Source organism: Streptomyces lacaronensis, from assembly GCF_047337785.1.
Lineage (GTDB): Bacteria > Actinomycetota > Actinomycetes > Streptomycetales > Streptomycetaceae > Streptomyces > Streptomyces lycopersici.
Genome location: NZ_JBLHDK010000003.1, coordinates 527383 through 553129 on the forward strand (window position 1 = coordinate 527383; position 25747 = coordinate 553129).

Here is a 25747-nt window from a genome sequence, read left to right on the forward strand (position 1 = left end):
CCCTCTCTCAGGTGACCGAGAAGCCACTGAAAATGGCCTCGATGTCTTCGCCGGGATAGTTGGCATTGGCCGCGCTGGCCACCATTCCGGCGTCACCGGTGCCGGTGGCCGACGGCACCTCGGCGGTGCCGACCTTCGACCACGTCTCGCTGTCCTTGCTGGCGTACGCGGTGTAGGTGGCGCCGTCCCGGGTCAGCTTCAGATAGGCCGGGTGGTAGGTCGAGCCACCGCCCGCCCAGGTGTCGAGCTTCCCGTCGCCGTCGCTGTCCGTCATGAACTCCAGTCCGTAACTCTCGGTCATGGCCAGCACCGCGTAACCGCCCTTTTCCGGCGCGGTCAGGTCGTTGGCGAGGGCGACGCCGGCCTTGCCGACCGGGGAGGCGCTGCGCTGGGAGACCAACTGGGCCTGCACGGTGGCCTTCTCCCCGGCCCCGTCATCGCGGTAGATGACGCCCTTCTCGTCCTTCCACCCGGACAGGTCCTGACCCCCGGCCCAGATGGCGAGCTGGTCCCCGGCCTGGGCGTACCGGGCGTCATCAGTGGTGGCGGTCGTCCGATACGGGGCCGCCACACTGCCCGGGGTCGCCTTGACCTCCGCCCGCACGGTGTCGGTGACCTTCCGCGCGCGGTCGTATGTCACCGTCCCGGTGAGATCGTGACCGCCCCATTTCGCGTCGTCGGCCGGGGTCACCGTCCAGGTGGTGGTGAGCGTTCTCCCGGCCGGGAGGGTCTTCGCGGTGGTGGGGCCGGTCGCCTTGGCGGTCCAGCCGTCGGGGAGGTCCAGTGCCGCCCTGACGTCCCTGATGGCCCGGGTGGACCAGTTGGTCGACTCGGTGGTCACCTCGAAGGGCGTGCCGGAGCCGGTGACCGGAGCGTCGGGGCTGATCAGGACGGAGGCGGCCGGGACGCCGTCGCGCTTCAGCGCCTTGATCGCCTTGGCGGCGCCCTTGGCCTTGAGGTTGACGAACGCCGGGGTGACGCCGAGCGGCGCCGCGTACCCCTTGAGGGTTTTGGGGCCGCGGATGACCGTGCCCTGGTTGACGTCGTACCAGGTGCCGGGAGGCAGATGGACGGTCCGGGTGGCGCCGGTGCTCAGCTTGGGCGCGGCGAGCACGGCCGGGCCGAGCATCCACTCGTCGGTGACGGTGTAACTCTCCTCGTCCTTCGGGAAGTCGAAGAACAGGGGGCGCATGATCGGGTCGCCGGTCTTCAGGGTGGACTGGACCTGGTCCCAGATGTACGGGGCGAGCTTCTTGTGCGTCTCGATCGCCTGCCGGTAGAGGTCGACCGTCTCCTGGTCGTAATCCACCTTCTGCCCGGTGGTGGTGTCGTTGGTGTCCACCGGTGAGGTCGAGGAGTACATCAGGGGCATCAGCGAGGCGGACTGCGCCCATCGCACCAGTACGTTCTTCGACGGAGCGGGCTGGCCGCCGGAGCCGCCGATCATGTCGGATTCGACGAACGGGTAGCCGATGGTGGAGATCGCCAGGTTCTGGGTGGCGGAGGCGCGCAGGGAGTCCCAGCCGGTGCCCTTGTCGACCTGACGGGTGACGAAGCCGGCCTTGTGGGCCGTTTCGTTCCAGTGCACCCGGATACCCGCGCCCTGGAGGTCGTACTCGTCGGCGAGCTGGGTGCCGAGCTTCTGGTAGTCGGTGGCCCGGTGGCCTTCGCGCGGCGCGCACTTCTCATCGAAGAAGCGGGTGTCGAACTTCAGCCCGTCGATGTCGTAGGTGTCCATGAGCTTCTTGAGGTTGCCCTCGTACCAGGCCTTGGCGTCGGGGTTCGCCAGGTCGATGATTCCGGCCTGGCCGTTCCACCAGGTCACTTGGCAGGGCTTGCTGGTGTCCTTCGCATCCATGAGCAGATAGCCGTTGTCGACCGCGTGCTGGTAGTTGTCGGAGTCGAGGTTGATCCAAAGTGTGACCCAGAGGCCGAAGTCGAACCCCATGTCGTGGATCTTGTCGGACATGCCCTTGGGGTCGGGGAAGGTCTTCGGGTCCCAGGTGAGATTGCCGTAGTTCGACTCCCACTTGTCGTCGAGCTGGATGGTGTGCCCGTCGAGACCGTTGTCGTGGAGGTCGGTGGCGTAGTCGAGCAGTTTCTCCTGGTCGACCTTGGTGTAGAACTGCGCCCACGAATTCCACAGCGGCTTGGCGTACTGCTCGTACGTGGCGTCGCTCTTGCCCGGCTTGCCGACGATGCCGATGTAGTCGCGGTAGACCTCCAGCGGGGTCGACTCGACGAACACGGTGGCCTTGTAGGTGTCGGGCGACTCGACGGTGAAGGTGCCGAGGCCGTCTTTGCGCTTGTTGAGTGTCACGTCCATGACATCCCCGGTATCGACGCGGAGACCGGTCGACTTGGAGGTGTACCAGAACGGGTCGATCATGTTGTACGAGGCCGGGCCGAAGGTTTCGTGGTCGACCTCGCCGGTGTCGAGCGGCCAGGGCTGGTTGACTCCCGGGCCGCCCTGTGGGGTCTCCGCCTCGCCATGGCCGTACCAGTGGCCGGCCGATGACAGGTCGTAGGCGAGGCCGAGTTGGTCGGGGCCGCCGCCCTCGACATCCCAGTCGAGCTGGTAGCGGTCGGAGGTGGGTGTCAGCCGCGCCGCGACGGTGGCACCGTCGAGTGTGGTGTCCGCGGTGAGGGTGAGGACTCCGTCCTTCCATGTCCAGTCGGTGACCTCGGTCGCGTGCTGCCACTGGCCGCCGGACCGGAAGCGCAGGCCCCCCGTGTCGCCGCCCGCGGTGCTGAGCACGGTGTTACCGGCGCGCTCGGTGGTGAGGGCGAGTTCGTCGGTGGCGATGTCGACGGTGTAGCCGGGGGTCTTGCTCGTGGCCGGCACGGACACGGTGAGGGCGTCCGCGTGGTGGGTCACCCTCGGCTGGGCGGCGGTGTCCGCCCGGGCCGGTGTGGCGAGGGGGTCGGTGACGGACGGTGTGACTGTCAGGGCCAGCGCGGCGGCCAGGAGCGTGCCGAATCTGCCGGGTTTACGCGGTCTGCGCGGGTGGGTGTGCACTCACGTCCTCCTGCGGGGCGGGCCGGCGTCATGGAGTGGCCACTGCAAAGTCATGCTTGGTCATGCTTATTTGTGTTGATGTTCTGGCCAGATCCATCAGATGTCAACGCTCCCCTTCCATGATTTCTTGGCCCCTCCACCCCTCCGGTCGCCCCTGACGACGGTGGACTTCGCCGGTCCGCGCCCTGTTTCCCGAGGCCGCGGACCCCGGGAAAGCCGACGGTAAAATCTGCGTGAACTGGACGGATTCGGTGGGCCCTTCTCCCACACGACAGATCAGCCCCTGGATCGCACCCCGGGGGCGGGGGCGACCAACTGGCCGTCGGTGCGGGCTGTCTCTTCAAGGCCCCGCTGGGCCCATACGTCCAGCCCCGGCCAAGGAAGGTGAACCGCTCAGCGCTGAGAAGCTCTTCCGTCAGCGGCTCGGCGAGCGCCGACACCGGCCGTCCGCCCCGGTGTATGTAGTTGCTTGACTCCTGCAAGTTACAAGCAGAAGTAATCAATTCATCTCTACAGAGCGCCGTCTGATCAGCGGTCTGACGGCAGGCTCCGTCAAGTGCGTTACCCAGCCGATGCTCAGGCCCGGACGATCTCCACGCCCGCGGCGGCGAACGGTTCGGTCAGCTCGGGGCCCGCCGCCTTGTCGGTCACCAGTACATGGACGTCCTCCACCGGGCAGATGCGGGCGAAGGCCCGCCGCCCCAGCTTGGAGGAATCAGCGACAACGACCACCTGCTCGGCGCACAGGGCCAGCGCCCGGTTGATGCCGGCCTCGCCCTCGTCCCGGGCCGTCGCACCGTGCCGGACGTCGATCGCGTCCACACCGATGAAGACATGGTCGAGGGTGATCTGCTCGAGCACCTCGGTGGCGAGCGGTCCGGTGAGCTCGTAGGAGGCGGTACGGGCCACGCCCCCGGTGACGACGAGCTTCATATGGCGGCGTACAGCCAGTTCGTTGGCGATGTTCAGCGCGTTGGTGACCACCGTCAGCGAGGGCCCGGCTCCCTCGCGGCTCAGCTCCGGCCGGGTCGCCAGCGCCCGGGCGACCGAAGTGGTCGTGGTACCGCCGTTCAGACCCACCACCGCACCCGCCTTCACCAGGCCCGCCGCCGCGTCAGCGATCCGCTCCTTCTCCGGAGCGTTGCGCGCGGCTTTGTAGCGGAGCGGCAGATCGTAGGCGATAGCGTTGATCACGGCACCACCATGGGTACGGGTGACCATCTGCTGGCGCGCCAACTCGTCCAGATCACGCCGGATCGTGGCGGCGGAGACCCGCAGTGCGTCGGCGGCGGCCTCGACCTCGATCCGCCCTTCGCGCGTCAGCATCTCCAGCAAGGCGCTCCATCTGGCCTGCGGTGCCACCATGCGCCATCCCCCGTTCCGTGGTGTGCGGGCCCGCGAGATTTTATCTCGTCAGAACGAGCGACGCGCAGTTCGCCGATGGCGGCCTGATCTACCCAGGTTTTCCGCAGTAGCCCTGCTGGAAGGCAGCCCAGAAGTCCTCGTCGATCCCGGTGTCGGCGAACGAGTTCCAGTTGGTGTGGGCGACGAGTTGGTCGCGCCCGTCGCGGCTGTTGAGGGCGAAGGTCAGGTACCCGAGTGTGCTGCCGCCGTGGCCGTACGCACGGCCGCAACTGGTGGCGTAGACGTAGACACCCAGGCCGTAGGCGACAGTGGGCGGGGCGCTGCCGGTTGTGGGGACCGTGTCGGTGAGCATCCGGCGAAGCAGGCCTGGGGGCAGGAGGCGTCCCTGCAGCAGGGCCCGGTAGAAGCGTGCGATGTCGGCCGCGGTCGTGACGAGGGCGCCCGATGCACCAGCCTCGGATGGGCTGAACGCGGTGACGTCGAACCGGGTTGGGTCCGGTGCGTTCGGCAGCAGGAGCGAGACGTCCGCGTAGCCGTGTACGTGGGCTCCGTCGATGGTGGTCCGTGCCAGCGGGTACGAGGTGTCGCGCAGCCCGAGGGGGGCGAAGACGCGGCGTTCGAGGTTGGTGCGCAGGTCGCGGTCGGTGATCCGTTCGACGATCAGGTCGAGCAGCAGGTAGTTGGTGTTGGAGTACCGGAACCGGGTGCCAGGAGCCGGGAAGTACCGGGGTTGGGCAAGGCCGATGCTGATCAGCTGGTCCCGGGGCCAGTACTGGTCAAGCCCGCGGAAGTGGGGAAGCAGCCGGTCGATGTAGTCGTACAGCCCGCTCGTGTGGTTGAGCAGCTGGCGGATAGTGATGGGCGCACCGGCCAGAGCGTTGTCGGTGCGGACTTGGTCGGGCAACAGGCTCTGCACGGTGTCGTCCAGTCGCAGCCGGTGCTCGGCGACGAGTTGCAGGACGACCGTTGCGGTGAAGCTCTTGGTGACGCTCCCGGTGCGGAACTTCAGGTCCGGGGCCATGGGTGTGCCGGCGGATCGGTCGGCGACGCCGGCCGATCCGAAGCGGTCGTCCGAGCTATGGCGGGCGAGTAGGAAAGCGCCCGGGTTGGGGTTCGGGTGGGCCACCACCTGGTCGACCAGGGCCTGCAGGGCCGGGTCACGGCGGCTGCCGACCGTCTGTCCGCCACTGGCCTGGCCCCCGGTGGCCATACCGGGTGGCAGCAGGAGAGCAAGAGCAAGTCCCAGGCCTAACAGACGGGTTGAGCGTCGTCGGATCATCGCAAGGCCCCCTCCGGTAGCAATATAGACGTACGGTTATAGCATGCGATAGCGTCCTCACGTGCCGAGAGTTGCCGACCATCACGTCCGACACGGGCAGATCACCGACGCCGTCCAACGCTTGGTCGTGCGACACGGCCTCACCGCCGTGACCGTCGCGCGGACCGCCGCAGAAGCGGGCATGTCCGTCGGCCTGGTGCAGCACTACTTCACGGCAAAGGACGAAATGTTGCTGGCCACGTTCACCCGCGTCAACGGGCGTTTCACCGCACGAGTGGACGAGCTGGTGAACCGAGGCGAGGCCGAGGGCCGCACCATCGCCGAGATGCTGCGGCAGGCGCTGGCCGAGCTCATGCCGCTGGACGACGCCCGCCGCGCCGAGTTCCTCGTCCGTCTCGCCTTCGCAGACCAAGCCGCGCACAACGCCCGCCTTGCCGCCGTCCAGAGAGAGACCCTCGTGGGCATCCGCTCACGCGTCGCCCAGGCCATCAGAAATGGCACGGTATGCGGCGAGGTCGCTCAGGGGATCGACGCGGCTGACCAGGCCCTGCAAATCGTCGCGTTCACCGAAGGACTCGCCCTGCACACGCACATCGACCCCAACGGCACGCCGAAACCGACGATCCTCGCCGCGCTGGACGACCGACTCGGCAGCGTATTCACCGGAACCTGCCGACGCGCCCAGCTCGGTTAGAGATCAACGGGTCGTTCTTTCCGTCGCTGCTGGAACGCCGGTGGCGCATCGACCAAGGCCCTCTACGCCGTCATCATGGAGGCGCGTGCAGGGCGTGTCCACCCGCAGCGTCGACGACCTGGTCAAGGCCCCTGGGCGGTGACACCGGGAACTCCAAGAGCGAGGTCTCCAGGATCTGCGGCGATCTCTCCCGGGCCGGCCGTGGTGATCGCCACGGCATCACCAAGGACGGCGGACGCGAGGCCCTCGGGCTGATGGTCGGCGACAGCGAGACCGAAGCTGACACCCTGGTAGCCCGTGCAGTACCGGCTCGACACTCTTACCCGTTCCCGTCGGGAGGGGTCCCGGGCCACCCGGCGCAGGATGTGCCGGGCGCGCCGGTGCCGCGCGGAGCGACGGGAGAGCTCCGCTCGGACATGTGCGCTGCACGGTGACCTCCCGCTGTCCGTGCCGCAACCGTGTCGCAGCGGGATCGAAGGCGAGTGGCTTGGAGTGATCGTTGAACGGAACGACGGACGTCTTCGCGATCCCGTTGGAGGACGGGGCACAGCTGGTGTACGCGCCGCTGCACGGTGTGGCCTTCGCCGCCACGAAGGGCATGGTGTCGGCGCTCTCCGGCGTCCTGGCCGGTGAGGGTGGGGACGACAGCGTGGTGGCGCTCGCCCGTGAGACGGGGCTTCTGCGAGAACCCCCCTCACCTGTCACCCGCCGTCGAGGCGCCCCCTCTCCGACCGAGGTCACGCTCTTCCTGACGACGGCGTGCAATCTGCGCTGCACCTACTGCTATGCATCGGCGGGCGACACTCCGGCCACGTACATGACGATGGACGTCGCCAAGCGGGGCATCGACTTCGTCATCGACAACGCCCGGCGTGACGGCGCGCCGTTCGCCGGGGTGAACTATCACGGAGGCGGAGAGCCGAGCGTCCACTGGCGTCTGATGACCGAGTCGCTGGCATACGCCCGTGAGCGGGCCGGCGACCTCGAGGTCATCGCGGCGTCGGCGGGGAACGGCGTGTTCACCGATCGTCAGATCGACTGGATGATCGCCCATCTCAACGGCGGTATGAGCTTGTCCTTCGACGGGTTGCCCGAGGCGCACGACAAGCACCGCCCGACGGTCCGGGGTACGGGGTCGAGCGCTCGCGTCATGCACACGATGCGCCGCTTCACCGAGGCGGGTTACCCCTACGCCGTGCGGCTGACCGTCACCGCCGAGCAGATACCACTGCTGCCCGACTCGATCGAGTTCGTCCTGTCGAACTTCACGCCGCAACGCGTGCAGGTGGAGCCCGCCTATCAGCTGGGGCGTCATGCGGGGAAGCCGGACGCCGAGACGGAGGAGTTCATCGCCGCCTACCGGGAGGCCCAGGGCAGGGCCGCCCGCTTCGGTCATGAGCTGATCTACAGCGCGGCCCGGGTCGGGACGCTCACCAACCATTTCTGCGGGGTCACCCAGGACAACTTCTGCCTGAGCCCCGCGGGGAACGTATCGGCCTGTTTCGAGGCGTTCTCCGAGGACAACGAGTTCGCCGATGTGTTCTTCTACGGTTCGTCCGGGCCGGACGGCTACACCTTCGACATGGACCGGCTCAACCGGCTGCGCGGCCTGGGCGTCGAACACCGGTCCTTCTGCGACGGGTGCTTCGCCAAGTGGAACTGCGCGGGCGACTGCTACCACAAGTCGCTGTCGGCGAACGGACGGGGCGAGTTCACCGGGTCCCAGCGCTGCCACATCACCCGGGAGCTGGTGAAGGACCAGCTGCTCACCCGGATCGCCGGATCGGGCGGTCTCCTGTGGCGCGACACCCGTGACGGCGAGCCCTGTGGCGTTCATGGAGGCGAGCATGAATGACGTCATGCTGCCGTGGCCGCGGCCCAGGCGCTCAGGGAAGGACCAGCCCGACCCCGGACAGCCCTCCGGTGCTCCGCGGTACGAGATCCAGCACATGGCACAGGAGGACCCCACGAGCCCGGTGGAGGTCCTACCCGTCACCAGGCCGCCGTGGACAGCGACGTCCGGGCGGCGTGGCCTCCTGGGTGCGGGCATCGCGTCGTCGGTCGCGGCGGCCCTGTTGCTCGGCGGATGCGACGACGGGGGCTCGGAGCCCGCCTCGTCCCCGTCTCCCGCCGGTTCCCGTCCCTCGTCGAGACCGCCGACCCACGCCCCGCGGACTCAGACCCCCAGCCCCTCGACGTCGTCCCCCGACTTGTCGACTCCGACCTACGAACCACCGACGTACGATCCCCCGACGTACGAACCGCCGACCCCGACGTACGAAGCGCCCACCCCCACCTACGGCGGTGGCGGAGGTGTGATCTGTACCTGCAACAAGGTCTGCACCTGCATCCCGGTCTGTCAGGCGCACCACTTGCTGCACCCCGATCCGGCCATCCGGCAGTTGGCGGAGATTGTCGTGCTCGCGATGGGCACACGCGAACTGCCGTATCTGCGGTGGGCGGCGGACGAGGCACCGGCTCCCTTGAGTACACGCATCGAAGAGCTTATGGAGGAGGTGCGCGGCGGCCGCCGCGTCGGTCCCGGCGATCTGGGAGACGCCGACTGCGAGCCCTACCTCACCTCCGACGATCCGGTCATCGCGATGATGGCCGCGCAGGTTCTCTCCCTGCGCGCGCTGTCGCTGGGGACGGGACTGAGCGGTGTGACGGCAGAGCACACTGCTCGGGCGCTGACCACCGGGCACGCCCTTCACCTCGAACGGGCTCCCGCGTGGAGTCGGTGAGTTCCCAGACCTCGGGGCAGTCGCGCGGCCGGCGCGAATGGAACGGCGCGGCGCGTGGTGGACTTCGGAGGCGCTCTTCAAGGGCACGCGCCCAGGCGGTGGCCGTGGGTCGGGCCACGGTGGTCAGCGCGTAGCCGCGTGAGCGCCTCGCCGTAGCGGTCGGCGTACCGGATGTGCCCTCGACCAGGCCATTGGGGCCCGGCGTCAAGGGGGCGGCGGGGGCCGTGTCGATCAGGCCGATGTTCGCGCCGCCCGGCCGGGCTCTCTCACGCGGCACGATCCGGCGGAGGTTGTCCTGGCCGACGATGGCCAGGCCGCGGCCGAAGCGGCTGCGGCCGTTTCTGCCGGTCGGGGCTACGGGCGGTGCGGTCGGTGGCCGGGTCACCGCCAGGTGATCGACGGCATCCTGCGCCGGGTCCCGCCGGGTCTTCCAGCATCTCGTCGCCGCGGCACTGCTGAGCGCCGGCCGTTGTGCCCTTGCTCGTGACCTCGTCCGTCCCGCCCGAGGCGGTCCTCGAGCGCGCGCCCGCCTTGGTGTCATAGCCGCTGCTGGCCTGCTCCGCCTCACCCTTGCCGTCCCCGTTGGACGCGGACCGGCTCTGCGCGGTACCGGCGACGCTGTCGCCGCCCTCCGGGGCACTTCACGTCATCAGTCCTGAGAACTCAACCGGCTTCAGCGCGGTGCCCGCTCATCACTGCCAGGCTTTCGTCGCGGATGGGGTGTGAGGTGTCGCGGTCGGGCCGGTAAGGAGCCAGGGTGGGTTCGGGCATGGAAGTGGTGAGTTCCGCGGCGGCGAGGGCGGCGAGGAGCGGGGCGAGGGTGACGCCGCTGTGGGTGGTGATGGTGTAGAGGCCGGGAGCCTGGAGATGCGGGCCGACCAGCGGAAGGCCGTCTTCGGGAACGGGGCGTACACCGATCCGGGTGCCCCCCAGGGAGCGGAAGGCGGGCAGGATCGCGGCGCACCGGCTGAGGAGGTCCGCTTCGGGCGGCACATCAGTTGACGCGGCCGGGGCGAGGAGGGCGTCGACCGGCCAGGAGATGGCGCAGACCCGGTTGCCCGGGGCGGGGCGCAGATCGACGCCGGGGGTCGTGACGATGGCGCGCAGCGGCTCGGCGAGCGGGACGGACTCGCCCACCAGACCGGGGATCTGGCGCAACGGCAGCCGTACCCCGGCCAGTTCGGCGATGCGCCCGGCGTAGGGGCCCGCGCAGTTGACGATGTGGTCGGCCTCGAAGCGCCGGCCCCGTGCCTCGGCGCCGCGTACCCGCTCACCGTCCAGCAGCAAGGCGGTGACGGGACTGTCGTAGCGGATGTCGGCGCCCAGGGCCGCGGCCCGGTCGAGGAGGGTGCGCGCGAGGAGAGGGGCGTCGTACCAGGCGGCGTCGTCGTGCACGACGAGTTCGGTGGCGCGGCAGGAGGCGGGGTCGACGGCAGGTGCGAGAGTGCGCAACTCGCCGGGGTCGGCGGTGCGGCAGGGGTGCCCCCAGCCCGCGAGGCGCTCGGCACGCGCGCGGAGGACGCGCTGTTCCTCCTCGGTGTGGCCCCACTGGACGAGCGGCGCGGGATGGCGCCAGCCGACGGCTCCCGTGGCCGCGTGGATCTCGTGCTCCAGCTCCCGGTGGAGCGCGGCGCTGCGCCGGTTGAGCAGGAAGTACGAGTGGGGGGTCTTCAGATGGGTGACGTCGATGGAGAAGGTGGCGCTGGAGGTGCCCGGCGTGCGGCCTCCGGCGTCGAGCACGGTGACGCTGACACCTGCCTCGGCCAGGCGGTGTGCGGTGGCGGCGCCTATCACTCCGGCGCCGATGACGAGGGCACGGGTCATGGAGACTCCTTCGGTGGCGGTCAGGTGTGGGGCGGTCGGAGAGCGCGCCCGGCGACCGGAAAACCTTGCCGGGGAGGGTCGGAGAATCCCGGCGAGGTGGTCAGAGAACCTTGCTGAGGAAGGCGCGGGTGCGTTCGTGGCGCGGGTCGCTCAGCACGTCCGCCGGCGGGCCGGTCTCGACGACGGCTCCGTCGTCCATGAACACCAGCGAGTCGCCGACCTCGCGGGCGAAGCCCATCTCGTGGGTGACGACGACCATGGTCATGCCGTCGTCGGCGAGCGCTCGCATCACCTCCAGCACCTCTCCGACGAGTTCGGGGTCGAGCGCGGAGGTGGGCTCGTCGAAGAGCATCAGTTCGGGCTCCATCGCCAGCGCGCGGGCGATGGCCACCCGCTGCTGCTGGCCGCCGGAGAGCTGGGCGGGGTAGCTGGCCGCCTTGTCGGCGAGGCCGACGCGGTCGAGCAGTTCCGCGCCGCGCTCGCGTGCCTGTTTCCTCGGCACCTTCCTGACCTGGACGGGGGCCTCGATGACGTTTTCCAGCGCGGTCATGTGCGGAAAGAGGTTGAAGCGCTGGAAGACCATGCCGATGCCCTGGCGGCGTCGTGAGACGGCCCTTTCGCTCAGCTCGTGAAGCTTGCCGTCCCGCTCTTCGTAGCCGACGAGCTCGTCACGGACGTACAGGCGTCCCCGGTCGATGGTCTCCAGATGGTTGACGCAGCGCAGGAAGGTGGATTTGCCGGACCCGGAGGGGCCCACCAGACACATCACCTCCCCGGGGGCGACGGTCAGGTCGATGCCCTTGAGCACATCGGTGCGGCCGAAGCTCTTGTGCACGCTCTCGGCTCTGATCACGGCTGGTGTCAACGTGCGCTCTCCTTACGGTGGTTCCGGGCCGCGGCGCGCAACCGCTGGAGCGGGGTGGGCGGCAGGTCGCGGACGTTTCCGCGGCCGAAGCGCCGTTCCAGGTAGTACTGGCCGACGCCCAGTACGGAGGTCGCCACGAGGTACCAGAAGCAGGCGACGACCAGCAGCGGAACCTGCTGGAAGTTGCGTGAGTAGATGCCCTGGATGGAGGTCAGCAGCTCGGGCACGGCGATGGCGAAGACCAGCGAGGTGGTCTTCAGCATGGAGATCACCTGATTGCCGGTGGGCGGGATGATGATGCGCAGTGCCTGCGGCAGCACGATGCGGCGCAGGGTCTGCCCGCGGGACATGCCCAGCGCCTGGGCGGCCTCGTTCTGGCCGTCGTCGACGGAGGTGATGCCCGCGCGGACGATCTCGGCCATGTACGCCGCCTCGTGCAGCCCGAGGCCGAGGACAGCGGCGGTGAGCTGGGTGATGAGGTCGTTCGTGTCGGCCCGCACGAATGTCGGCCCCCAGGGGATGCCGAGGCCGATGGTGGGGACGACCGCGGAGAGGAAATACCAGAAGAGGAGCTGGACCAGCAGCGGGGTGCCGCGGAAGAGCCAGATGTAGCACCAGCTGAGCCGGGAGAGTATCGGGTTGGCGGACATCCGCAGGATGGCGAGGACGACACCGCCGACGATGCCGAGTGCCATGGCGAGGAACGTCAGCAGCAGCGTGGTCCGCAGCCCCTCCATGATCACCGGCGAGAAGAGGAACTCACCGACGGTCCCCCACTGCATACGGGGATTGGTGATCCAGCCCTCCAGGAGGAAGACCAGCAGGAAGGCCACGACGACCGCGGCGACGCGCTGCCCCGGACGGCGCGGCGGGACGGGGCGCAGGGACTCGGCGGCGTCGCCGGAGTCCGCCCGGATGAGGGTCCCGGTCATGCCGCACCCCCGTTCACCGTGGCGCTCTTCAGGGCTCCGGACCTGATGTTCCACTGCTTGAGGATCTTCGCGTAGGTGCCGTTGTCGATGAGTTTCTGCAGGGCACCGCGGACGGCCCGTACCAAGGTCGGCTCCTCCTTGTTGATCAGGATTCCGTAGGGCAGGAAGCGGTACGGCTCACCGGCCGTGCGGAACCTGCCGTGCGACATCTCCGCCTGGTAGACGACGGTGGGGGTGCCGCCGACGAACGCGTCGGCGCGGCCCGTGGACAGCGCCTGGAAGCAGCCGACGGAGTCGGGGAAGACCAGTTTCTCCAGCTCCGGCCCGCCGTTTGCCGCACACTTCTCGGCCTGCGCCGCCACATCGTCCACCTGCGAGGTGCCCTGCTCGACGGCCACCTGGCTGCCGCACAGACTGGTGAGGGAGCGGATGTTCCCGGCGGCCTTCCTGGAGGCGAGGATCGAGCTGCTGGTCTTCATGTAATCGACGAACGTGACCTGCGACTGGCGCTCCTTCTTGTCGAGCATGGCCTGGATCGCCACGTCGTAGCGCCTGGACCGGACACCGCCGATGATGCTGTCGAAGTTCGCCTGCACCAGGTGCACGCGGACGCCGAGGATTTGGCCGACCGCGTGAATGAGGTCGGGTTCGGCGCCGATGACGGTCTTGTTGTCGATGTCCAGGAGGGACAGCGGCGGGTAGTCGTTGCCGACGGCCGACGTGATGGACCCTTCATCGCGAATGTCCCGAGGGAGCAGGGCGCGGAGTGCGGGGTCGACGCGCTGCTCGGGCACCTTGGACTGATTGACGGTCGCGGTGCCGCCACAGGCCGTCACGGTCAACGTGAGCAGCGTCGCGAGCGCGAGGGGAAGTGCGGTGGCGTGGGCTCGCGCATGCCTTCCGAGCACGGTGCCTCCCTTCTGGGCCGCTGGTCAGAGGACCGGCGCGGGGCTGGTGAACGCCCAATCTGCGGGATGGCGGCAGCCTGGGCAAGAACAGGGAGAATGAACGTTTCCATGCGGAGTGTTAAGTTCATTTGATGCTGACTCCGCCGCAGCTTCAGGCGATATGCGAGGTGGTCGCCGCGGGCTCGTTCCGTACGGCCGCCCAGCGCCTCGGCTACACCCCCTCCGCCGTCTCCCAGCAGATCTCCACCGTCGAGCGCGCCCTGGGCGTCCCGCTCTTCGAGCGCTCACCGCGCAGCGTGCGCCCCACTGCGGCCGGGCTCCGGCTCGCCCTGCGCGCGGGACGGCTGCTGGCCGACCTGTCGGCGACGGAGAACGAGATGCGCGCCTACGCCGCGGCCGAGCGAGGGCGACTGCGGCTGGGCAGCTTCTGGTCCGCGGGGTTCCGGCTGGTGCCCACGGTGCTGACGGGGTTCCTCCGCGATCGGCCCGAGGTCGACGTCCGCTACGAGGAGGGCGACCCGCACGTCACCGTGCCCGCGGTACTGGAGGGGCGGCTGGATCTCGCCGTGATCTTCGAGTACGGCGTGGTACCGCACAGCTGGCCCGAGGGCCTGGAACACACGCTGGTACGGGAAGAGCCGCTCTACCTCCTCCTCCCCGCGGGACACCCCCTCGCCGGACGGCAGCGCATCCGCCTCGCCGACCTGCGGGACGAGCGCTGGATCAGTTACCACGAGGACACCGACGCCGCTCACTGCCTGCGCCACATCTGCGCGGCCGGCGGCTTTCTGCCCGAGGTGCTCTTCCGTACGAACGACTACAACCTGCCCTACGAACTGGTCCGCCAGGGCCTGGGGGTGGCGATCGCACCGGAACTCGCCGTCGTGGACACCCCCACCTCACCCGACGCATCCGGCACCCGCCTCGTCCGGCTCACCGACTCCACCCACACCCGTCGGGTCTATGCCACCCGGCGTACCACCGACCCCAACCCCTTCCTCCCCCAGGCCATCGCCCTCCTGCACACCGCCGCGGCCGCCCTGCCCGAGCGGGGCGAAGGCGAGTGCCCCGTGGTCACCGGCTGAACAGCGGTGCGTCGGCAGCGATACGTTCCGCAGCCATCCCGACCCACGGAGTCGGCGGAGTAGTCCGCCGTTCGCGGCTGTTCCGCCGTTCGCGGCTGATCCCCTCCGCCGCGACCGTGTCCTGCCACGGCGAGGTCGGCCGGAGAATCTCGGGTCAGCCCTTCCGACTGCCGAGACGGCCCCGAGGATGGCTGAGGGATGCGGGCCCGGTTCAGGGGCGCTCACCGGCCTTGTCGACGACGGCGCGCTCCAGGACCGCACTCGTACCCCGCAGCTTGTCGTTCTCATCGACCACACGCTCGCCGAGATACATGTCCTGCCGGCACGAGCAGCCACGAACCGGTCGTCAGGAAGCGGGTGCCCTGAGCGGTGCCCCGTACGGCCTTCGCCACCCGTTCCGGGGGACTCTCCGGAATTCCCGCCGGTCGAAAAACGCACATTCCGAGAACGCGGAGAAAATTCCCGGTGTCGTAGAGCTGAACGCGAAATGGGAATTCGAAGAGAACGGTGAACAGGGCATGGGAGCGGCACAACCCCGCGCGGATTTTCCACGTCGAAACGAGTGATCGGAAATCAGATCCACTCCCCACGGAGGTCTTTCGTGTCCACCCTTGGCCCGCGCTCCCGCCGCGTCCGCCCGGTCGGCGTCGCCGCCTTACTGGCCGTCGCGGCCAGCACCGGACTCTTCGCCTGGAACGCCCAGGCCGCCACCTGGCCCGGGGCGTCGTCGCCGATGTCGTCGGCCGTCTCGCCGGCCACCGTGACCGTCACCGACGGAGTGATGGCCTACACGGCGGCCGACGGCCAGACCAACAAGCTCACCATCAAGCGGGTCAGCGAGACCGACACCACGCTGACCTTCGGCGTCGACGACGTTGTCGAGATCGCCGCCGGCACCGACTGCACCCATCCCACCGCCACCGACCAGACCTATGTGACCTGCACCGTGCCCGTCCCCGACCCGGACCACGGCGGCGACCAGGGCAACGTCGAACTCGGCGACGGCAATGACAGCGCCAAGATCTCCGGCGGCGATGTGAACGTCCACGGCGGGGACGGGGACGACACCATCATCGGCGCCTCCGTCGTGGTGGGCGGCGACGGCGACGACACCATCAGCCACGCCACGAACGCGAACGGCAACGCCGGCAACGACACCATCACCGACTCGTTCGCAGCGTGGGCCGGGGACGGCAACGACACCGTCATCGGCGATGACGTGGCCAACGAGATCTACGGCGGCCCCGGCGACGACCACCTCGACGGCGCCGGCAACGATGACTCGATCTACGGCGAAGAGGGCGACGACACCATCAAGGGCGGACCCGGCAACGACTACCTCTTCGGCGGCCCCGGGCAGGACGACATCGACGGCGGCCCCGGCGACAACGTCATCGACCAGGACGGATCCGTCCCCGAGGGGTTCTGAGGGGACCTGAGGAACCGCAAGGGACCTCAGGGACCTGAACAACAAGACGGCCCGATGTAGCGATCCGGCGCCGTTCACTCCCAGTCGTCCTCCCGCGTGTCATGGAGACGCGGGAGGACGCGGCACACTCCGGAACTCCTCATCTTCACCACTTGGGCCGCGGCCAGGGCCACGGACTGCGGTCTCCGAGCCGCCGACGGACCGCTCATGACCGCACCGCCGACGGACCGCTCATGACCGCACCGGGACGCACCCTTGCATCGGCTGGGACGCGGCAGCCAGGTCTGGTCAGCGTCCCCGGCCCTGAGGGAACTGACCGAGGTGAACCGCACGATGGACGACCACCGCCAGGCCCCGGATGTCCTCGGTGAAGCCATCGACGCGGATCCGGCGTCCGCTGTGCAGCCGGATCTCGCACGTAGAGCCCATGCCCCGGGCGTCGGCGAGCGGCCGGCCGTCACCACCGGAGGTACTCACCTGCGCCACATCCCCCCAGGGGATCACGGTCGCGGTGCCCGCCAACCGGTGGGTGAACCCCCGCTCATGAATGTCGAAGCACTGCTCCCGGGTACGGAACGCCTGCACCAGACGCCAGATCCCCAGACCCCACCCCACCAGGCCGACCCCGAGCAGCAAACCCGCCAGCCCCGGGGCCCCCTCGGTGGTGCCCACCGACGCGATCGCCACCGGCACCCCGAAGGCCGTGCCCACAGCCCCGGCCAACAGCCAGATACCAGCCTGCCGCAGGCGCCGCGCGCCGTCGGTACGGTGCTCCCGTACAAACCTCCCCAACTGCTTGGCCGCTTCCGTACGCCTCATCGGGCCCCCTCCCAGGTGGTGGACATCTCAACCTATGCCCCCGCCGCCGAGCGATGCACGCTTACTGCGGGCGTTGTTGGAACACCTGGTGGATTCCGGATGGCGCGAGTCCCCGAACCGGTTAAGGGTCAGCGTCGCTCTCGAAATGGCCTGCTCGTGCGGAGGATCGCACACCTCGACCGCTCCTTGCGGCCGGGCAGCCCGGTCGGCCTTTCGGGGCGGTGGCCTCGTGCTGCTTCTGGCAGCCGTTCTCGCGGGTTGTGGGGCGGCGATGGGCAGTCCGAGGGTCTGACCGGATCAGCGTCCGGTGCGCCGAAAGGGTCGGCGTCCGGTTCGTCGGCGGAGTCCAGGACCGGGCTGCTCTACCGGGACAAGGAAGTCTCGCTGAGCAACGTCCAGGCGATCAAGAACGGATGCCCGTCCGGACTTCAGCCAGGATTCCGGTGACCAGTCGTACCCGCCGGGTCACAGGACGCGATCGACGGCGCCACGCGCCGGGTGCCACGCCCTCGTGGCGGCGGAACGCCCTGCTGAAGGTGGCGTCGGTGTCGTAGCCCACGCTGGCCCCGCGGTGCCGAGTCCCCGGAGTCGCCGGCGGCGGTGTCTGGGAAAACTGGTTGACCGACTGCTGGCGGGTCCGGCGAGAATGGCCTGGTGACAGCCACGTCGCCGCAAGGACCGGTCGAGCTTCCACGGATCGTCACCGAGTTCGCGGCAGGGCGCCCGGTGCGGGCAGTGTGGAAGAACGAGCTCGGCGGACTGACGTTTCGGATCGGTCTGGGAGACGCGCAACAGTTTGTGAAGTGGACGCCACCAGGCAGTGGTATCGACCTTTCGGCTGAGGTGGTGCGCTTGCGCTGGGCAGCGGCGTTCACTGTTGTGCCGCGCGTACTCGACGAGGGCGCGGACGAAACAGGGTCCTGGATCGTCACGGCCGGCTTGCCCGGGCGCATGGCCGTGGACGACCACTGGAAGCGCGACCCCCAGACCGCAGTACGCGCTATCGGCACTGGGCTGCGCGCCCTGCATGAGGAACTGCCCGTTGCGGACTGCCCGTTCGGCTGGTCGGCCGAACAGCGGCTGGAGACGGTTCGGCAACGAGCGGCGGCGGGCCGGATCAATCCGGCGGACTGGCATCAAGACCTCCGGCACATCGGGACCGTTGAGCGTGCGCTCGGCGTGCTCGCCGACATCCCGTCCGTCGATGAGGTAGTCGTCTGCCATGGCGATGCCTGCGCTCCGAACACCCTCATCGGCGACGACGGCACGTGCAGCGGCCATGTCGACCTCGGTGCGCTCGGTGTCGCCGACCGCTGGGCCGACCTCGCCATCGCCACATGGAGTACGCAGTGGAACTACGGTCCCGGTTGGGAAGAGTCGCTACTCGAAGCCTACGGGGTGGCACCGGACCCGGAGCGGATCATGTATTACCGCCTGCTGTGGGAGCTGTCGGACTGAGCCGATGGACCTGTTTGGTGCGGTGAAGCGGTTCGAGCCGCGGTGACATCCTCGCGCTCGCCCAGGTGTCCGCGTTCGACGTGGTGGCACCGGGCCTGCTTTCGCAGACCCGGGATCAACCGGCCCAAACGCCACCGGGCCGTGGCGACGAGGTGCGACAAACATGCCGTCCGCTATGAGGCGACGGTACTGGTCGCAGCCCTCGACGTGTGGCTGTGAGTGGGTTCGCAGTCGGCCTCAGCCTGTTGGCGCGGACCCGGCGCAGGCGTCGGCGATGGCCTGAGTATCCCAGTAGAACGGACGGACCTCGGTGATCTGCCCGTCCTTGACCGTGACCGTTTGCAGGATTGGGAAGCTGAGTTCACGGCCGGTCGCACGAGCGCGAGCACGGACCTGAGTGAGCACGACCGCAGTCTCACCGGTGGCAAGAAACTCCTGCTCCACCATGTCGAAGGTTTCCCAGACCTGTCCCATCGCGAGGAAGAACTGCGTCATTCCGTTGTGCCCACGCCAAATGCCTCCGTATGGCAGAGCGTCCGCTTGATGCAGCTCGACATTCGGCGCGAAGAAGGGGGCGAGCAAGTCGAATGAAGCCTCGCCGGGGCCTCCGGCCGCCAGGTACTCCGCCTCCGCCGCATACATGCCGGTGAGGACGGTTACTGAGTCTGTGGTGGATGGCATCGTCATGTCGCCAGCATGACCGGCGAAGGCCCACCGTGCTGGCGGTGATCAGACATCACGGTCGGCACTCGGCGTAGGCCGCTTCCAACAGTTCCACCCGTACTCGCCCGTCGTCTCGTACTGCCTGCCGGCCTGCTTCAACGGCGGCGTCGCGCGCTGCGTCCCTGTTCACATCCCCATCGTGCACGAAGGGTGCGGCCGGCCGAGGTCAGTTGATCGCGTCCTGCGGGACGCGTTCGCGGAAGTGTCCCACTTCCGAGTGGAGTTGTACGCGTGGCTGGCCACCCCCCACGACGTGGGCAAAAACGGTTCAGGCCGGGCGGGGCAGGTCGAGGGCGTCGAGGGCGGGGAGTGCCCAGACCGCCTCGGCGTCCGGTTCGCCGAGGCGTCGGTCGAGCCGGCCGCGCAACCAGCCGAGGCAGGTGTCCGGTTCGTCCAGCCGTGATCCCGGCATGTCGTGTGCGGCGCCCCCACCAGTTGGCGGAGGCCGTTCACGACCGTGCGCAACAGGGTCGTGGGCAGGTCTTCGCGTGCCGCGTGGTGGAAGACGTCGGCCGCACGGCTCCGGCCCAACGCGTCGGCGTGCTCCAACGGTGTGCTGATCGGCACCCGCGACCAGGTGCGCAACCTCGCGGAGTTCCTTCGCCGGGCCTCCGGCGATGTAAAGGTCACTTGACACTCCCCTGATGTAAAGCCTACTTTCCATGCATGCGGAACGAGGTACGTCAGCTGCGTATCGTCATAGGGCTCTCCCAGCAGGAGTTGGGGCGGGCGCTGGGTGTTTCCCGGCAGACGATCAATGCCATCGAACAGTCTCGCTATGACCCATCGCTGCCCCTGGCGATCCGTATGGCCCGGTACTTCGGTAAGACGGTGGAGGAGATCTTTCATGTCGACTGACCACAAGCCACAGACCACCCGCGGCCAGCGCTGGGCCGTTCCAGCCGTGGGGCTGGCCATGGGCGTCGTCTTCATCGCGGTCTTCCTGGCCCGGAACGACCCCGGAATGGCTGCCGGCGGCTTCGTCACCATGGGCGCTTATGTGCTGATCCTCGTCATGGCGTCGCGCCGGTCGGAGTCCGCCGCGTTGCTGCGCGGCCAGACCACGGACGAGCGCCGTCGAGCCATCAACCAGCGCGCGTCCGCGTTTACGATGCACGTTCTCGTGCTGGTGCTCCTGGCCGGTTTCGTGACCGAATTGATCCGCGGGCGCAGCGGTCACCCCTGGGATGTGCTGTGCGGGGCAGGCGGCGTGACTTACATCCTCGCCACCATCTACTTCTCGCGTCGCGGCTGACCGGCCTGCGGACGCCCTGGGACGGCAGCGGCCAGGTTCGCCGGCCGGCCGCGGCCACCACCATGCGGCTAACGAATGCCGGGCAGCTCTCGCAGTTGCCTGCGCGAGGTGAGCCCGAGCTTGCGGAAGATGTTGCGCAGGTGCGCGTCGACCGTCCGCGGGCTGAGGAACAGCTTCGCCGCCACCTCCTTGGAGGTGGCGGCGTCGGCGACCAGGCGTGCGATGTGCACCTTCGGACAGCGACTCGTGCGCCGGCCGCAGCGCGGACGGGCGTCACGCCGCCGGCCCTGGCGGCGCAGCCACTCCCCCTACAGCAGATGTGCCGGGCGCGGTAGCCGACCAGTGCGCTGTCGTCGAGCAGGCCGATCGCCTCCTGGTAGGCGGACTCGTCCTCGGTCACCAGGGCCCGCGCATAGGCCTCGACGCCAAGACCCCACGCCTGCCGGCCCGCCTGCGTGCGCTCTTGGAGGAACGCGAGGGCCGCGGCGGCGACCTCGGTCTCGCCGCACCGCATGGCCGCCTCGACCAGCTCGGGCAGGGCAAGGCCCGCCGTGCCGACGGCGCCGTACTCGACCGCCTGCTTCGCCGCTTTCAGCGCGGCCGGGGACCCGCCCCAGCCGCCGGGTCCGCCACTGACTCCCCCACGGCGGCCCGGCCTGTCAACGGGTACGGCTCATGAGGTGGGCGAGGCCGTCCAGGATCCGTTGCAGTCCAAAGGCGAAGGCGTGTTCAGGGTTGTACATGCTCTGGTGCGCTGACCCCGCGGCGCTTCCGACCCGCGCCGCGAGGGGGAATCGGGCGGGGTCGAAAACCTTGGTCAGGAGCGGTTCGTTGGCGGCCCACCACTGCTGGTCGGACATCACGCTGTCGCGGGCGGCGGCCTGGGTGTCAAGGGTCGCGCGGGCGACGGAGCGGACGAAGTCCAGAAGGAGGGTGAGGGCTGCGTCCATCTCCACGTCGTCGAGGCCCAGGCCGTCGAACGCGGCCAGTTCGTGTTCGTACTTGGTCATGAGGCCGGGGCCCAGCGGCGGGCGTGCTGTGGACATCGTCGCGACCCAGGGGTGGCGGTTGTACAGATCACGGTTCTCGTGCGCGACGGCCTCCACCCTTCCGCGCCATGTGGCCGTCGATCGGTCGCCGCGCGGCATCTCCAGGTACACGCGGTCCAGCATGAGGTCGAGCAGCTCCGCCTTGCCCGGGACGTAGGTGTAGAGCGTCATCGGGGTCACGCCCAACTTCCGGGCGATGCCGCGCATGGTCAGGGCCTCCAGGCCGTCGGAGTCTGCGAGCTCGACGGCGACCCGGACAACGGCGTCGACCGTCAGACCCTGCTTGGGGCCACGGCGGGCATCTCCGTGTCCGGGCTCTCGCCACAGCAGTTCCAGAATGCGGGCCGGGTCGCTCGTGCCCCCGTGTTCCTTGGCCATGGGCTCCATTCTTCCTTCTCAGATCCTCGGCCCCGCACCTCTTATCTCTATACGCAGTACAGTGTACTGTGTATAGAGATATCAGAGATACCCCCCTCACCCCGGGACAGGTCATGAACATCACCTCCACCGCCGTCTCCTTGACCGTTGACGACGTCCCCGCATCCGCCGCGTTCCTGGTCAAGCACTTCGGCTTTCAGGAAGCCGTGGCCGCCGACGGCTTCGCCTCGCTGGTCCGCGAGGACGCGGCCAACGTGATCTTCTTGCAGCGCGGTATCGAGGCCCTGCCCGAAGGCTTCCGGGACCAGCACGCCGCAGGCGTGATCATCGCGTTCACCGTGAACGATCTGGACGCCGAGTACGAGCGGCTGCGGAGCGAGGGCGCCCCCATCACCATGCCACTGCGCGAAGAGCCCTGGGGCGAGCGCCTCTTCCAGGTCACCGACCCCAACGGCGCCATCCTGCAGCTCGTCGCCTGGGCCGCCCCCGCGCATCAGTGACGGCCGCGGGGCCGGCCGCGACGCCGACCCTCGGCGAACGTCCCGTACGGATTGCGAACCGGTACGTCTCGGTTCGATTCATGTACCCTCGGAACCATGCCGTCCACCCCCGAGCCGGTCCGCCCCGGCCGCAAGCGCAGTGAGAGCAGCCGCACCGCGATCCTCACCGCTGCCTGGGAGCTCACGGTCGAGCTCGGCTACCCCGGCCTGACGGTGGAGGGAATCGCCGCGCGGGCGGGCACCGGCAAGCAGACCGTCTATCGCTGGTGGCCGTCCAAGGCCGATGTGCTGCTCGACGCGTTGGCGCTCAAGGCCGACGTCCAGATCGGGCTCGACGACCACGGCAGCTACGCGGCAGACCTGCGCCAGTTCCTCGATCGGTCGTTCGCGCTGGGCCTGGACCCCTCGGTGATGCGCGTGATGCGCACGCTGATGGCCCAGGCGCAGATCGACCCCGAGTTCGGCGCCTGCTTCCGTGAACAGTTCCTCGCCCGCCGCCGCGCCGCCTTCGAGATCCTGGCGGGCCGCGCCGTCGAGCGGGGGGATTTCCCGGCAGGCCGTTCACCGGCGCTCGACGCGCGGATCGTCTTCGGCCTGCTCTGGTACGAGGTGCTTGCCGCACCTCCACCGCTCGATTCCGGCTCGGCCGACGCGGCCCCCCATGCCCTCGTCGACGCCCTCTTCGGCCTCCTCACCCGCAGTCTCGCTCCGGAGGAACTGGCATGACCACCACGACCATCGCGATCACCGGCGCCACCGACGGCCTCGGACGCGCCCTCGCCATGCGCCTCGCGGCCGACCGCGACGTCCGACTCGTCCTGCACGGCCGCGACCCCGCCAAACTCGAGCGGGTCGTCGCCGAGATCGAAGGCGCCGGCGCCGCCGCACCCGTCACCGCGACCGCCGACCTGTCCGACCTCGCCCAGGTGGCCCGACTGGCCGACACGATCGCGGACAGCGTCGGCAGTCTCGACGTACTCGTGAACAACGCGGGCATCGGCTCCGGCGAGCCCGACGGACGCCAGCGCCGCACCAGCCGCGACGGCCATGAGCTGCGCTTCGCGGTGAACTACCTCGCGACGTTCCTCCTCACCGAGAACCTGCTCCCGCTCCTGCACGCCTCCGCGACCACGGAGCACGCCGCCCGCGTCGTCCACGTCTCGTCCCTGGGCCAGCATCCACTCGACTTCGACGACCTCATGCTCGAACGCGGATACTCGGGCACACGCGCCTACGGCCAGAGCAAACTCGCGCAGATCATGCACTGCTTCGACCTCGCCGGACGGTTCGCGCCCACCGAACTGACCGCCACCTGCCTGCACCCCGGCACCTATATGCCGACCAAGATCGTCCTGTCCGAGATCGGCGTCACCGCCGACACCCTGGAGTCCGGGGTCAAGGCCACCCGCCGACTCGCCGTCGACCCCGCCCTGGAAGGCACCACCGGCCGATTCTTCGACCGCCTCCGGCCCGCGCGCCCGATGGACCAGGCTTACGACGAACAGGCCCGAGCGGCCCTGCGTGCCCACAGCCTCGCGCTCGTGAACGGCTACCTCACGACCGCGCACTGACCCGGACCCCGCTCAGCAGACTCACGGCAGGGACACCGAGCCCCGACCGCCCCCTTCGCCCCGCGGCCGACGGCGCTCATTCGGGCCGGGCCGCACCGCCGACCGTGTGCATGTGCCGCAGCCCTTGCCAGTAGGAGTCGAGGAGTCCGGTCTCGGCGTACAAGAGCCCGAGGTCACGGCAGTGTTGACGGACCAGAGGCTGTACGGGCCTGAGATGGGGCCTGGGCATGTTCGGGTCTCGGTGACATTGAACAGGGCCGGGTCGAGGCGGCCCGCCCGCACTAGCGGAAGCACATCCTCCGGTACAACGCTGACCTCGCCGTTCTGCTCGGTCGACACGAACGTGGCGGCCTCGCGCCCCTTGCCCCGGCCACCGCCTCGCAGTCAACGGTTCCGGCGCCCGCCGTATGGTCGTCGGACCGTCCAGTTGCTCCGCGGCGTCCAGTCGGTCCGTACGGCCAGCCGGACGCCGGCACGGCGTCTGTGCTGCTGACGTCGGAGGCTGCGGATCGCGGCATCACTTTGACAGCGGACTCATTCAGTCAGTCGGTCGCCACGGATTTCGCTTCCTGTTCGGCGGCGTGCTTGTCGCTCGCCGCCCGGAGTGCGGCCGTCTGACGGGCGTGCAGGTCGTCGTGGTGGCCGCGGCCCCATCGCTCGCTCGCGCGCAGCCGCGCGTTCTGGTTCTGGAAGACTGGCATGACGTGTTCGGCGAAGAGCTCGCACGAGCGCTTCGTCGCATCGAACCGCGCCCATTCGTTGCCCATGATCAGGTATGTGCCGAAGCCGCCGTCGCTCATCTCCTGAAGCCGCCGGATCTGCTCGATCGCGTCGTCCGGTGTGCCGATCACGCCGACTCCGCTGTCGACGACCCACCGGATGCGCTCCTCAGTCGTGGTACCGGCCGGGGAGAACTGCGGGGATGCCGAGACGTTCTGCATGTAGTCGAACCACAGGTCGATACCGTGACGGACGTCCTCGACCGCTTGCTCGCGCGTCTCGGCGAGGTGCATGGGCCCCAGCAGCCGCCACGTCGAGCGCGGTGCCGCGGGCGCGCCGAATTCCCGGGCCCGTTCCTCGACGATGCGGCGGTGGCCGGCCAACGCGTCGGTTCCGCCCTGCATCGTCGCGGCGATCGACATGAGGGAGAGCCCGTGCTTGCCCGCGATGCGAGGTCCACTCGGTGACACCACAGCGGCGACGGCGACCTCGAAGTCCGAGTACGGCTTGAGCTGGACCATGGCGTCATTCAGGGTGTACCGGCTGGTCTTGACCGAGATCGGCTCGTCGGAGTGGATCAGGTGCATGAGGACGTCGACGTCGAGTTCGAACGCGTCCCGTTGCTCTGACGGCTCGATACCGATCATCTGCGCATCGGTGGGGAGAGCTCCGGGACCGAGGCCGTACATGGCCCGGCCACGGGTGAGATGGTCGACGAAGATCATGCGCTCGGCGGCCCAGAGCGGATTGTGGTACGGAAGGGAGAAGACGCCCGTACCGAGCTTGATGTGCCGTGTCTGCGGCGCGCAATGGGCGATCATCGTGATCGGATCGCCGATGAGCTCGCACCCGCACGAGTGATGCTCGCCGAACCACACCTCGTCGAAACCCAGCATGTCGTAGTGCTTGACCAGTTCCACGTCCCGCCTCAACGCCCATGTGGGGTTCTGGGTGTTGGGGAGGTGAAAGGGGGTGAGGAAGATGCCGAAGTTCATCCGTTCAGCCATGTCTCCCGCTCTCTCCATCGCGGCGGACCGCGACAACAGCGATGAGTGAATCGACTTCAATTTGAACGCTAGATGCGGTTGTGTCGAAGCGTCAATAGACGCAACATGCTCGGTGCTTATGAT

The 25747-nt window shown here is 68.9% G+C and carries 26 protein-coding genes and 1 pseudogene; 14 read left to right on the forward strand and 13 right to left on the reverse strand.

Features of this window, described 5'->3' with window-relative positions:
* Positions 1 to 7 precede the first annotated feature (7 nt).
* From ACMTAK_RS03360 to ACMTAK_RS03370, 3 genes are all read right to left on the reverse strand, one after another.
* Complete coding sequence (locus ACMTAK_RS03360) at positions 8 to 3019, reverse strand: TIM-barrel domain-containing protein (protein WP_413804737.1); 3012 nt, start codon at positions 3017 to 3019, stop codon at positions 8 to 10.
* Between the two features lie 576 nt (positions 3020 to 3595).
* Entirely contained in the window at positions 3596 to 4384 is a 789-nt protein-coding gene (locus ACMTAK_RS03365; RefSeq protein ID WP_413804738.1) for a DeoR/GlpR family DNA-binding transcription regulator, read from the reverse strand.
* A gap of 88 nt (positions 4385 to 4472) precedes the next feature.
* A complete protein-coding gene (locus tag ACMTAK_RS03370) occupies positions 4473 to 5594 on the reverse strand; it encodes a serine hydrolase domain-containing protein (protein WP_413804739.1) in 1122 nt (373 codons plus the stop codon).
* Between the two features lie 130 nt (positions 5595 to 5724).
* Between ACMTAK_RS03370 and ACMTAK_RS03375 the strand changes: the two genes are divergently transcribed.
* The 4 genes and pseudogenes from ACMTAK_RS03375 (at position 5725) to ACMTAK_RS03390 (ending at position 9101) form a co-directional block, all read left to right on the forward strand.
* Positions 5725 to 6357, forward strand: a complete 633-nt coding sequence (locus ACMTAK_RS03375) for a TetR/AcrR family transcriptional regulator (protein WP_413804740.1) — start codon at positions 5725 to 5727, stop codon at positions 6355 to 6357.
* A gap of 5 nt (positions 6358 to 6362) precedes the next feature.
* A pseudogene (locus ACMTAK_RS03380) lies at positions 6363 to 6632 on the forward strand (transposase); the annotation flags it as partial.
* Between the two features lie 224 nt (positions 6633 to 6856).
* On the forward strand, positions 6857 to 8212 hold the full coding sequence (locus tag ACMTAK_RS03385) for a radical SAM protein (protein ID WP_413804741.1): 1356 nt from the start codon (positions 6857 to 6859) through the stop codon (positions 8210 to 8212).
* Positions 8213 to 8729: 517 nt separating this feature from the next.
* Complete coding sequence (locus ACMTAK_RS03390) at positions 8730 to 9101, forward strand: hypothetical protein (RefSeq protein ID WP_413804742.1); 372 nt, start codon at positions 8730 to 8732, stop codon at positions 9099 to 9101.
* A 663-nt stretch (positions 9102 to 9764) separates the two neighbouring features.
* Here the strand turns inward: ACMTAK_RS03390 and ACMTAK_RS03395 are convergent.
* The 4 genes from ACMTAK_RS03395 to ACMTAK_RS03410 all read right to left on the reverse strand — a co-directional run bounded on the left by ACMTAK_RS03395 (position 9765) and on the right by ACMTAK_RS03410 (position 13630).
* The gene (locus ACMTAK_RS03395; protein WP_413804743.1) at positions 9765 to 10925 is read right to left on the reverse strand and encodes an NAD(P)/FAD-dependent oxidoreductase; all 1161 of its coding nucleotides are present in this window, start codon (positions 10923 to 10925) and stop codon (positions 9765 to 9767) included.
* Between the two features lie 100 nt (positions 10926 to 11025).
* Entirely contained in the window at positions 11026 to 11790 is a 765-nt protein-coding gene (locus ACMTAK_RS03400; RefSeq protein WP_413804744.1) for an amino acid ABC transporter ATP-binding protein, read from the reverse strand.
* Positions 11787 to 12722, reverse strand: a complete 936-nt coding sequence (locus ACMTAK_RS03405) for an amino acid ABC transporter permease (RefSeq protein ID WP_413804745.1) — start codon at positions 12720 to 12722, stop codon at positions 11787 to 11789. The genes ACMTAK_RS03400 and ACMTAK_RS03405 overlap by 4 nt, the downstream gene beginning before the upstream one ends.
* Complete coding sequence (locus tag ACMTAK_RS03410; protein ID WP_413804746.1) at positions 12719 to 13630, reverse strand: ABC transporter substrate-binding protein; 912 nt, start codon at positions 13628 to 13630, stop codon at positions 12719 to 12721. The genes ACMTAK_RS03405 and ACMTAK_RS03410 overlap by 4 nt, the downstream gene beginning before the upstream one ends.
* Before the next feature lie 131 nt (positions 13631 to 13761).
* On the opposite strand from ACMTAK_RS03410, the gene ACMTAK_RS03415 reads away from it, so the two are divergent.
* Positions 13762 to 14715: a LysR family transcriptional regulator gene (locus ACMTAK_RS03415; RefSeq protein WP_413804747.1), complete on the forward strand. Its 954-nt coding sequence runs from the start codon at positions 13762 to 13764 to the stop codon at positions 14713 to 14715.
* Between the two features lie 601 nt (positions 14716 to 15316).
* On the forward strand, positions 15317 to 16144 hold the full coding sequence (locus ACMTAK_RS03420) for a calcium-binding protein (protein WP_413804748.1): 828 nt from the start codon (positions 15317 to 15319) through the stop codon (positions 16142 to 16144).
* A gap of 288 nt (positions 16145 to 16432) precedes the next feature.
* Here ACMTAK_RS03420 and ACMTAK_RS03425 read toward each other — a convergent pair whose 3' ends face one another.
* Positions 16433 to 16963 carry a hypothetical protein gene (locus ACMTAK_RS03425; protein WP_413804749.1) on the reverse strand — a complete coding sequence of 177 codons (531 nt, stop codon included), beginning with the start codon at positions 16961 to 16963 and terminating at the stop codon, positions 16433 to 16435.
* Between the two features lie 654 nt (positions 16964 to 17617).
* Between ACMTAK_RS03425 and ACMTAK_RS03430 the strand changes: the two genes are divergently transcribed.
* Positions 17618 to 18421: an aminoglycoside 3'-phosphotransferase gene (locus tag ACMTAK_RS03430; RefSeq protein ID WP_413804750.1), complete on the forward strand. Its 804-nt coding sequence runs from the start codon at positions 17618 to 17620 to the stop codon at positions 18419 to 18421.
* A gap of 237 nt (positions 18422 to 18658) precedes the next feature.
* On the opposite strand, the gene ACMTAK_RS03435 is transcribed toward ACMTAK_RS03430, so the two are convergent.
* A complete protein-coding gene (locus ACMTAK_RS03435) occupies positions 18659 to 19108 on the reverse strand; it encodes a nuclear transport factor 2 family protein (RefSeq protein WP_413804751.1) in 450 nt (149 codons plus the stop codon).
* Positions 19109 to 19412: 304 nt separating this feature from the next.
* Positions 19413 to 19556 (reverse strand): hypothetical protein, encoded by a 144-nt coding sequence (locus ACMTAK_RS03440; protein WP_413804752.1) that lies wholly within the window; start codon positions 19554 to 19556, stop codon positions 19413 to 19415.
* Between the two features lie 60 nt (positions 19557 to 19616).
* Here ACMTAK_RS03440 and ACMTAK_RS03445 point away from each other — a divergent pair, with 60 nt between their 5' ends.
* The 3 genes from ACMTAK_RS03445 to ACMTAK_RS03455 are packed head-to-tail and all read left to right on the forward strand — an operon-like array spanning position 19617 to position 20399.
* Positions 19617 to 19778, forward strand: a complete 162-nt coding sequence (locus ACMTAK_RS03445; protein WP_413804753.1) for a hypothetical protein — start codon at positions 19617 to 19619, stop codon at positions 19776 to 19778.
* A gap of 32 nt (positions 19779 to 19810) precedes the next feature.
* Complete coding sequence (locus tag ACMTAK_RS03450; RefSeq protein WP_413804754.1) at positions 19811 to 20002, forward strand: helix-turn-helix transcriptional regulator; 192 nt, start codon at positions 19811 to 19813, stop codon at positions 20000 to 20002.
* On the forward strand, positions 19992 to 20399 hold the full coding sequence (locus tag ACMTAK_RS03455; RefSeq protein ID WP_413804755.1) for a DUF2178 domain-containing protein: 408 nt from the start codon (positions 19992 to 19994) through the stop codon (positions 20397 to 20399). Before ACMTAK_RS03450 ends, ACMTAK_RS03455 begins: the two co-directional genes overlap by 11 nt.
* Positions 20400 to 20467: 68 nt before the next feature.
* Here ACMTAK_RS03455 and ACMTAK_RS03460 read toward each other — a convergent pair whose 3' ends face one another.
* Complete coding sequence (locus tag ACMTAK_RS03460) at positions 20468 to 20629, reverse strand: helix-turn-helix domain-containing protein (protein WP_413804756.1); 162 nt, start codon at positions 20627 to 20629, stop codon at positions 20468 to 20470.
* A gap of 89 nt (positions 20630 to 20718) precedes the next feature.
* Here ACMTAK_RS03460 and ACMTAK_RS03465 point away from each other — a divergent pair, with 89 nt between their 5' ends.
* Positions 20719 to 21078 carry a hypothetical protein gene (locus tag ACMTAK_RS03465; protein WP_413804757.1) on the forward strand — a complete coding sequence of 120 codons (360 nt, stop codon included), beginning with the start codon at positions 20719 to 20721 and terminating at the stop codon, positions 21076 to 21078.
* On the opposite strand, the gene ACMTAK_RS03470 is transcribed toward ACMTAK_RS03465, so the two are convergent.
* Positions 21059 to 21826 (reverse strand): TetR/AcrR family transcriptional regulator, encoded by a 768-nt coding sequence (locus ACMTAK_RS03470; protein WP_413804758.1) that lies wholly within the window; start codon positions 21824 to 21826, stop codon positions 21059 to 21061. The genes ACMTAK_RS03465 and ACMTAK_RS03470 overlap by 20 nt on opposite strands.
* Positions 21827 to 21939: 113 nt before the next feature.
* On the opposite strand from ACMTAK_RS03470, the gene ACMTAK_RS03475 reads away from it, so the two are divergent.
* The 3 genes from ACMTAK_RS03475 to ACMTAK_RS03485 all read left to right on the forward strand — a co-directional run bounded on the left by ACMTAK_RS03475 (position 21940) and on the right by ACMTAK_RS03485 (position 23897).
* On the forward strand, positions 21940 to 22326 hold the full coding sequence (locus ACMTAK_RS03475) for a VOC family protein (protein ID WP_413804759.1): 387 nt from the start codon (positions 21940 to 21942) through the stop codon (positions 22324 to 22326).
* Between the two features lie 96 nt (positions 22327 to 22422).
* On the forward strand, positions 22423 to 23052 hold the full coding sequence (locus ACMTAK_RS03480; protein ID WP_413804760.1) for a TetR/AcrR family transcriptional regulator: 630 nt from the start codon (positions 22423 to 22425) through the stop codon (positions 23050 to 23052).
* Positions 23049 to 23897: an SDR family NAD(P)-dependent oxidoreductase gene (locus ACMTAK_RS03485; RefSeq protein WP_413804761.1), complete on the forward strand. Its 849-nt coding sequence runs from the start codon at positions 23049 to 23051 to the stop codon at positions 23895 to 23897. Before ACMTAK_RS03480 ends, ACMTAK_RS03485 begins: the two co-directional genes overlap by 4 nt.
* A 542-nt stretch (positions 23898 to 24439) precedes the next feature.
* Here ACMTAK_RS03485 and ACMTAK_RS03490 read toward each other — a convergent pair.
* Positions 24440 to 25624: an LLM class flavin-dependent oxidoreductase gene (locus ACMTAK_RS03490; RefSeq protein ID WP_413804762.1), complete on the reverse strand. Its 1185-nt coding sequence runs from the start codon at positions 25622 to 25624 to the stop codon at positions 24440 to 24442.
* Positions 25625 to 25747: the final 123 nt, after the last annotated feature.

What these genes read in the sequence shown, in the direction of transcription:
- ACMTAK_RS03455 (WP_413804755.1), top strand. Translation starts at nt 19,992, where the DNA reads ATGTCGACTGACCACAAGCCACAGACCACCCGCGGCCAGCGCTGGGCC.
- ACMTAK_RS03485 (WP_413804761.1), top strand. Translation starts at nt 23,049, where the DNA reads ATGACCACCACGACCATCGCGATCACCGGCGCCACCGACGGCCTCGGA.
- ACMTAK_RS03470 (WP_413804758.1), bottom strand. Translation starts at nt 21,826, where the DNA reads ATGGCCAAGGAACACGGGGGCACGAGCGACCCGGCCCGCATTCTGGAA.
- ACMTAK_RS03490 (WP_413804762.1), bottom strand. Translation starts at nt 25,624, where the DNA reads ATGGCTGAACGGATGAACTTCGGCATCTTCCTCACCCCCTTTCACCTC.
- ACMTAK_RS03425 (WP_413804749.1), bottom strand. Translation starts at nt 16,963, where the DNA reads ATGAGGCGTACGGAAGCGGCCAAGCAGTTGGGGAGGTTTGTACGGGAG.
- ACMTAK_RS03475 (WP_413804759.1), top strand. Translation starts at nt 21,940, where the DNA reads ATGAACATCACCTCCACCGCCGTCTCCTTGACCGTTGACGACGTCCCC.
- ACMTAK_RS03370 (WP_413804739.1), bottom strand. Translation starts at nt 5,594, where the DNA reads ATGGCCACCGGGGGCCAGGCCAGTGGCGGACAGACGGTCGGCAGCCGC.
- ACMTAK_RS03405 (WP_413804745.1), bottom strand. Translation starts at nt 12,722, where the DNA reads ATGACCGGGACCCTCATCCGGGCGGACTCCGGCGACGCCGCCGAGTCC.
- ACMTAK_RS03440 (WP_413804752.1), bottom strand. Translation starts at nt 19,556, where the DNA reads ATGCCGGGATCACGGCTGGACGAACCGGACACCTGCCTCGGCTGGTTG.
- ACMTAK_RS03365 (WP_413804738.1), bottom strand. Translation starts at nt 4,384, where the DNA reads ATGGTGGCACCGCAGGCCAGATGGAGCGCCTTGCTGGAGATGCTGACG.
- ACMTAK_RS03435 (WP_413804751.1), bottom strand. Translation starts at nt 19,108, where the DNA reads ATGACGATGCCATCCACCACAGACTCAGTAACCGTCCTCACCGGCATG.
- ACMTAK_RS03395 (WP_413804743.1), bottom strand. Translation starts at nt 10,925, where the DNA reads ATGACCCGTGCCCTCGTCATCGGCGCCGGAGTGATAGGCGCCGCCACC.
- ACMTAK_RS03450 (WP_413804754.1), top strand. Translation starts at nt 19,811, where the DNA reads ATGCGGAACGAGGTACGTCAGCTGCGTATCGTCATAGGGCTCTCCCAG.
- ACMTAK_RS03415 (WP_413804747.1), top strand. Translation starts at nt 13,762, where the DNA reads ATGCTGACTCCGCCGCAGCTTCAGGCGATATGCGAGGTGGTCGCCGCG.
- ACMTAK_RS03480 (WP_413804760.1), top strand. Translation starts at nt 22,423, where the DNA reads ATGCCGTCCACCCCCGAGCCGGTCCGCCCCGGCCGCAAGCGCAGTGAG.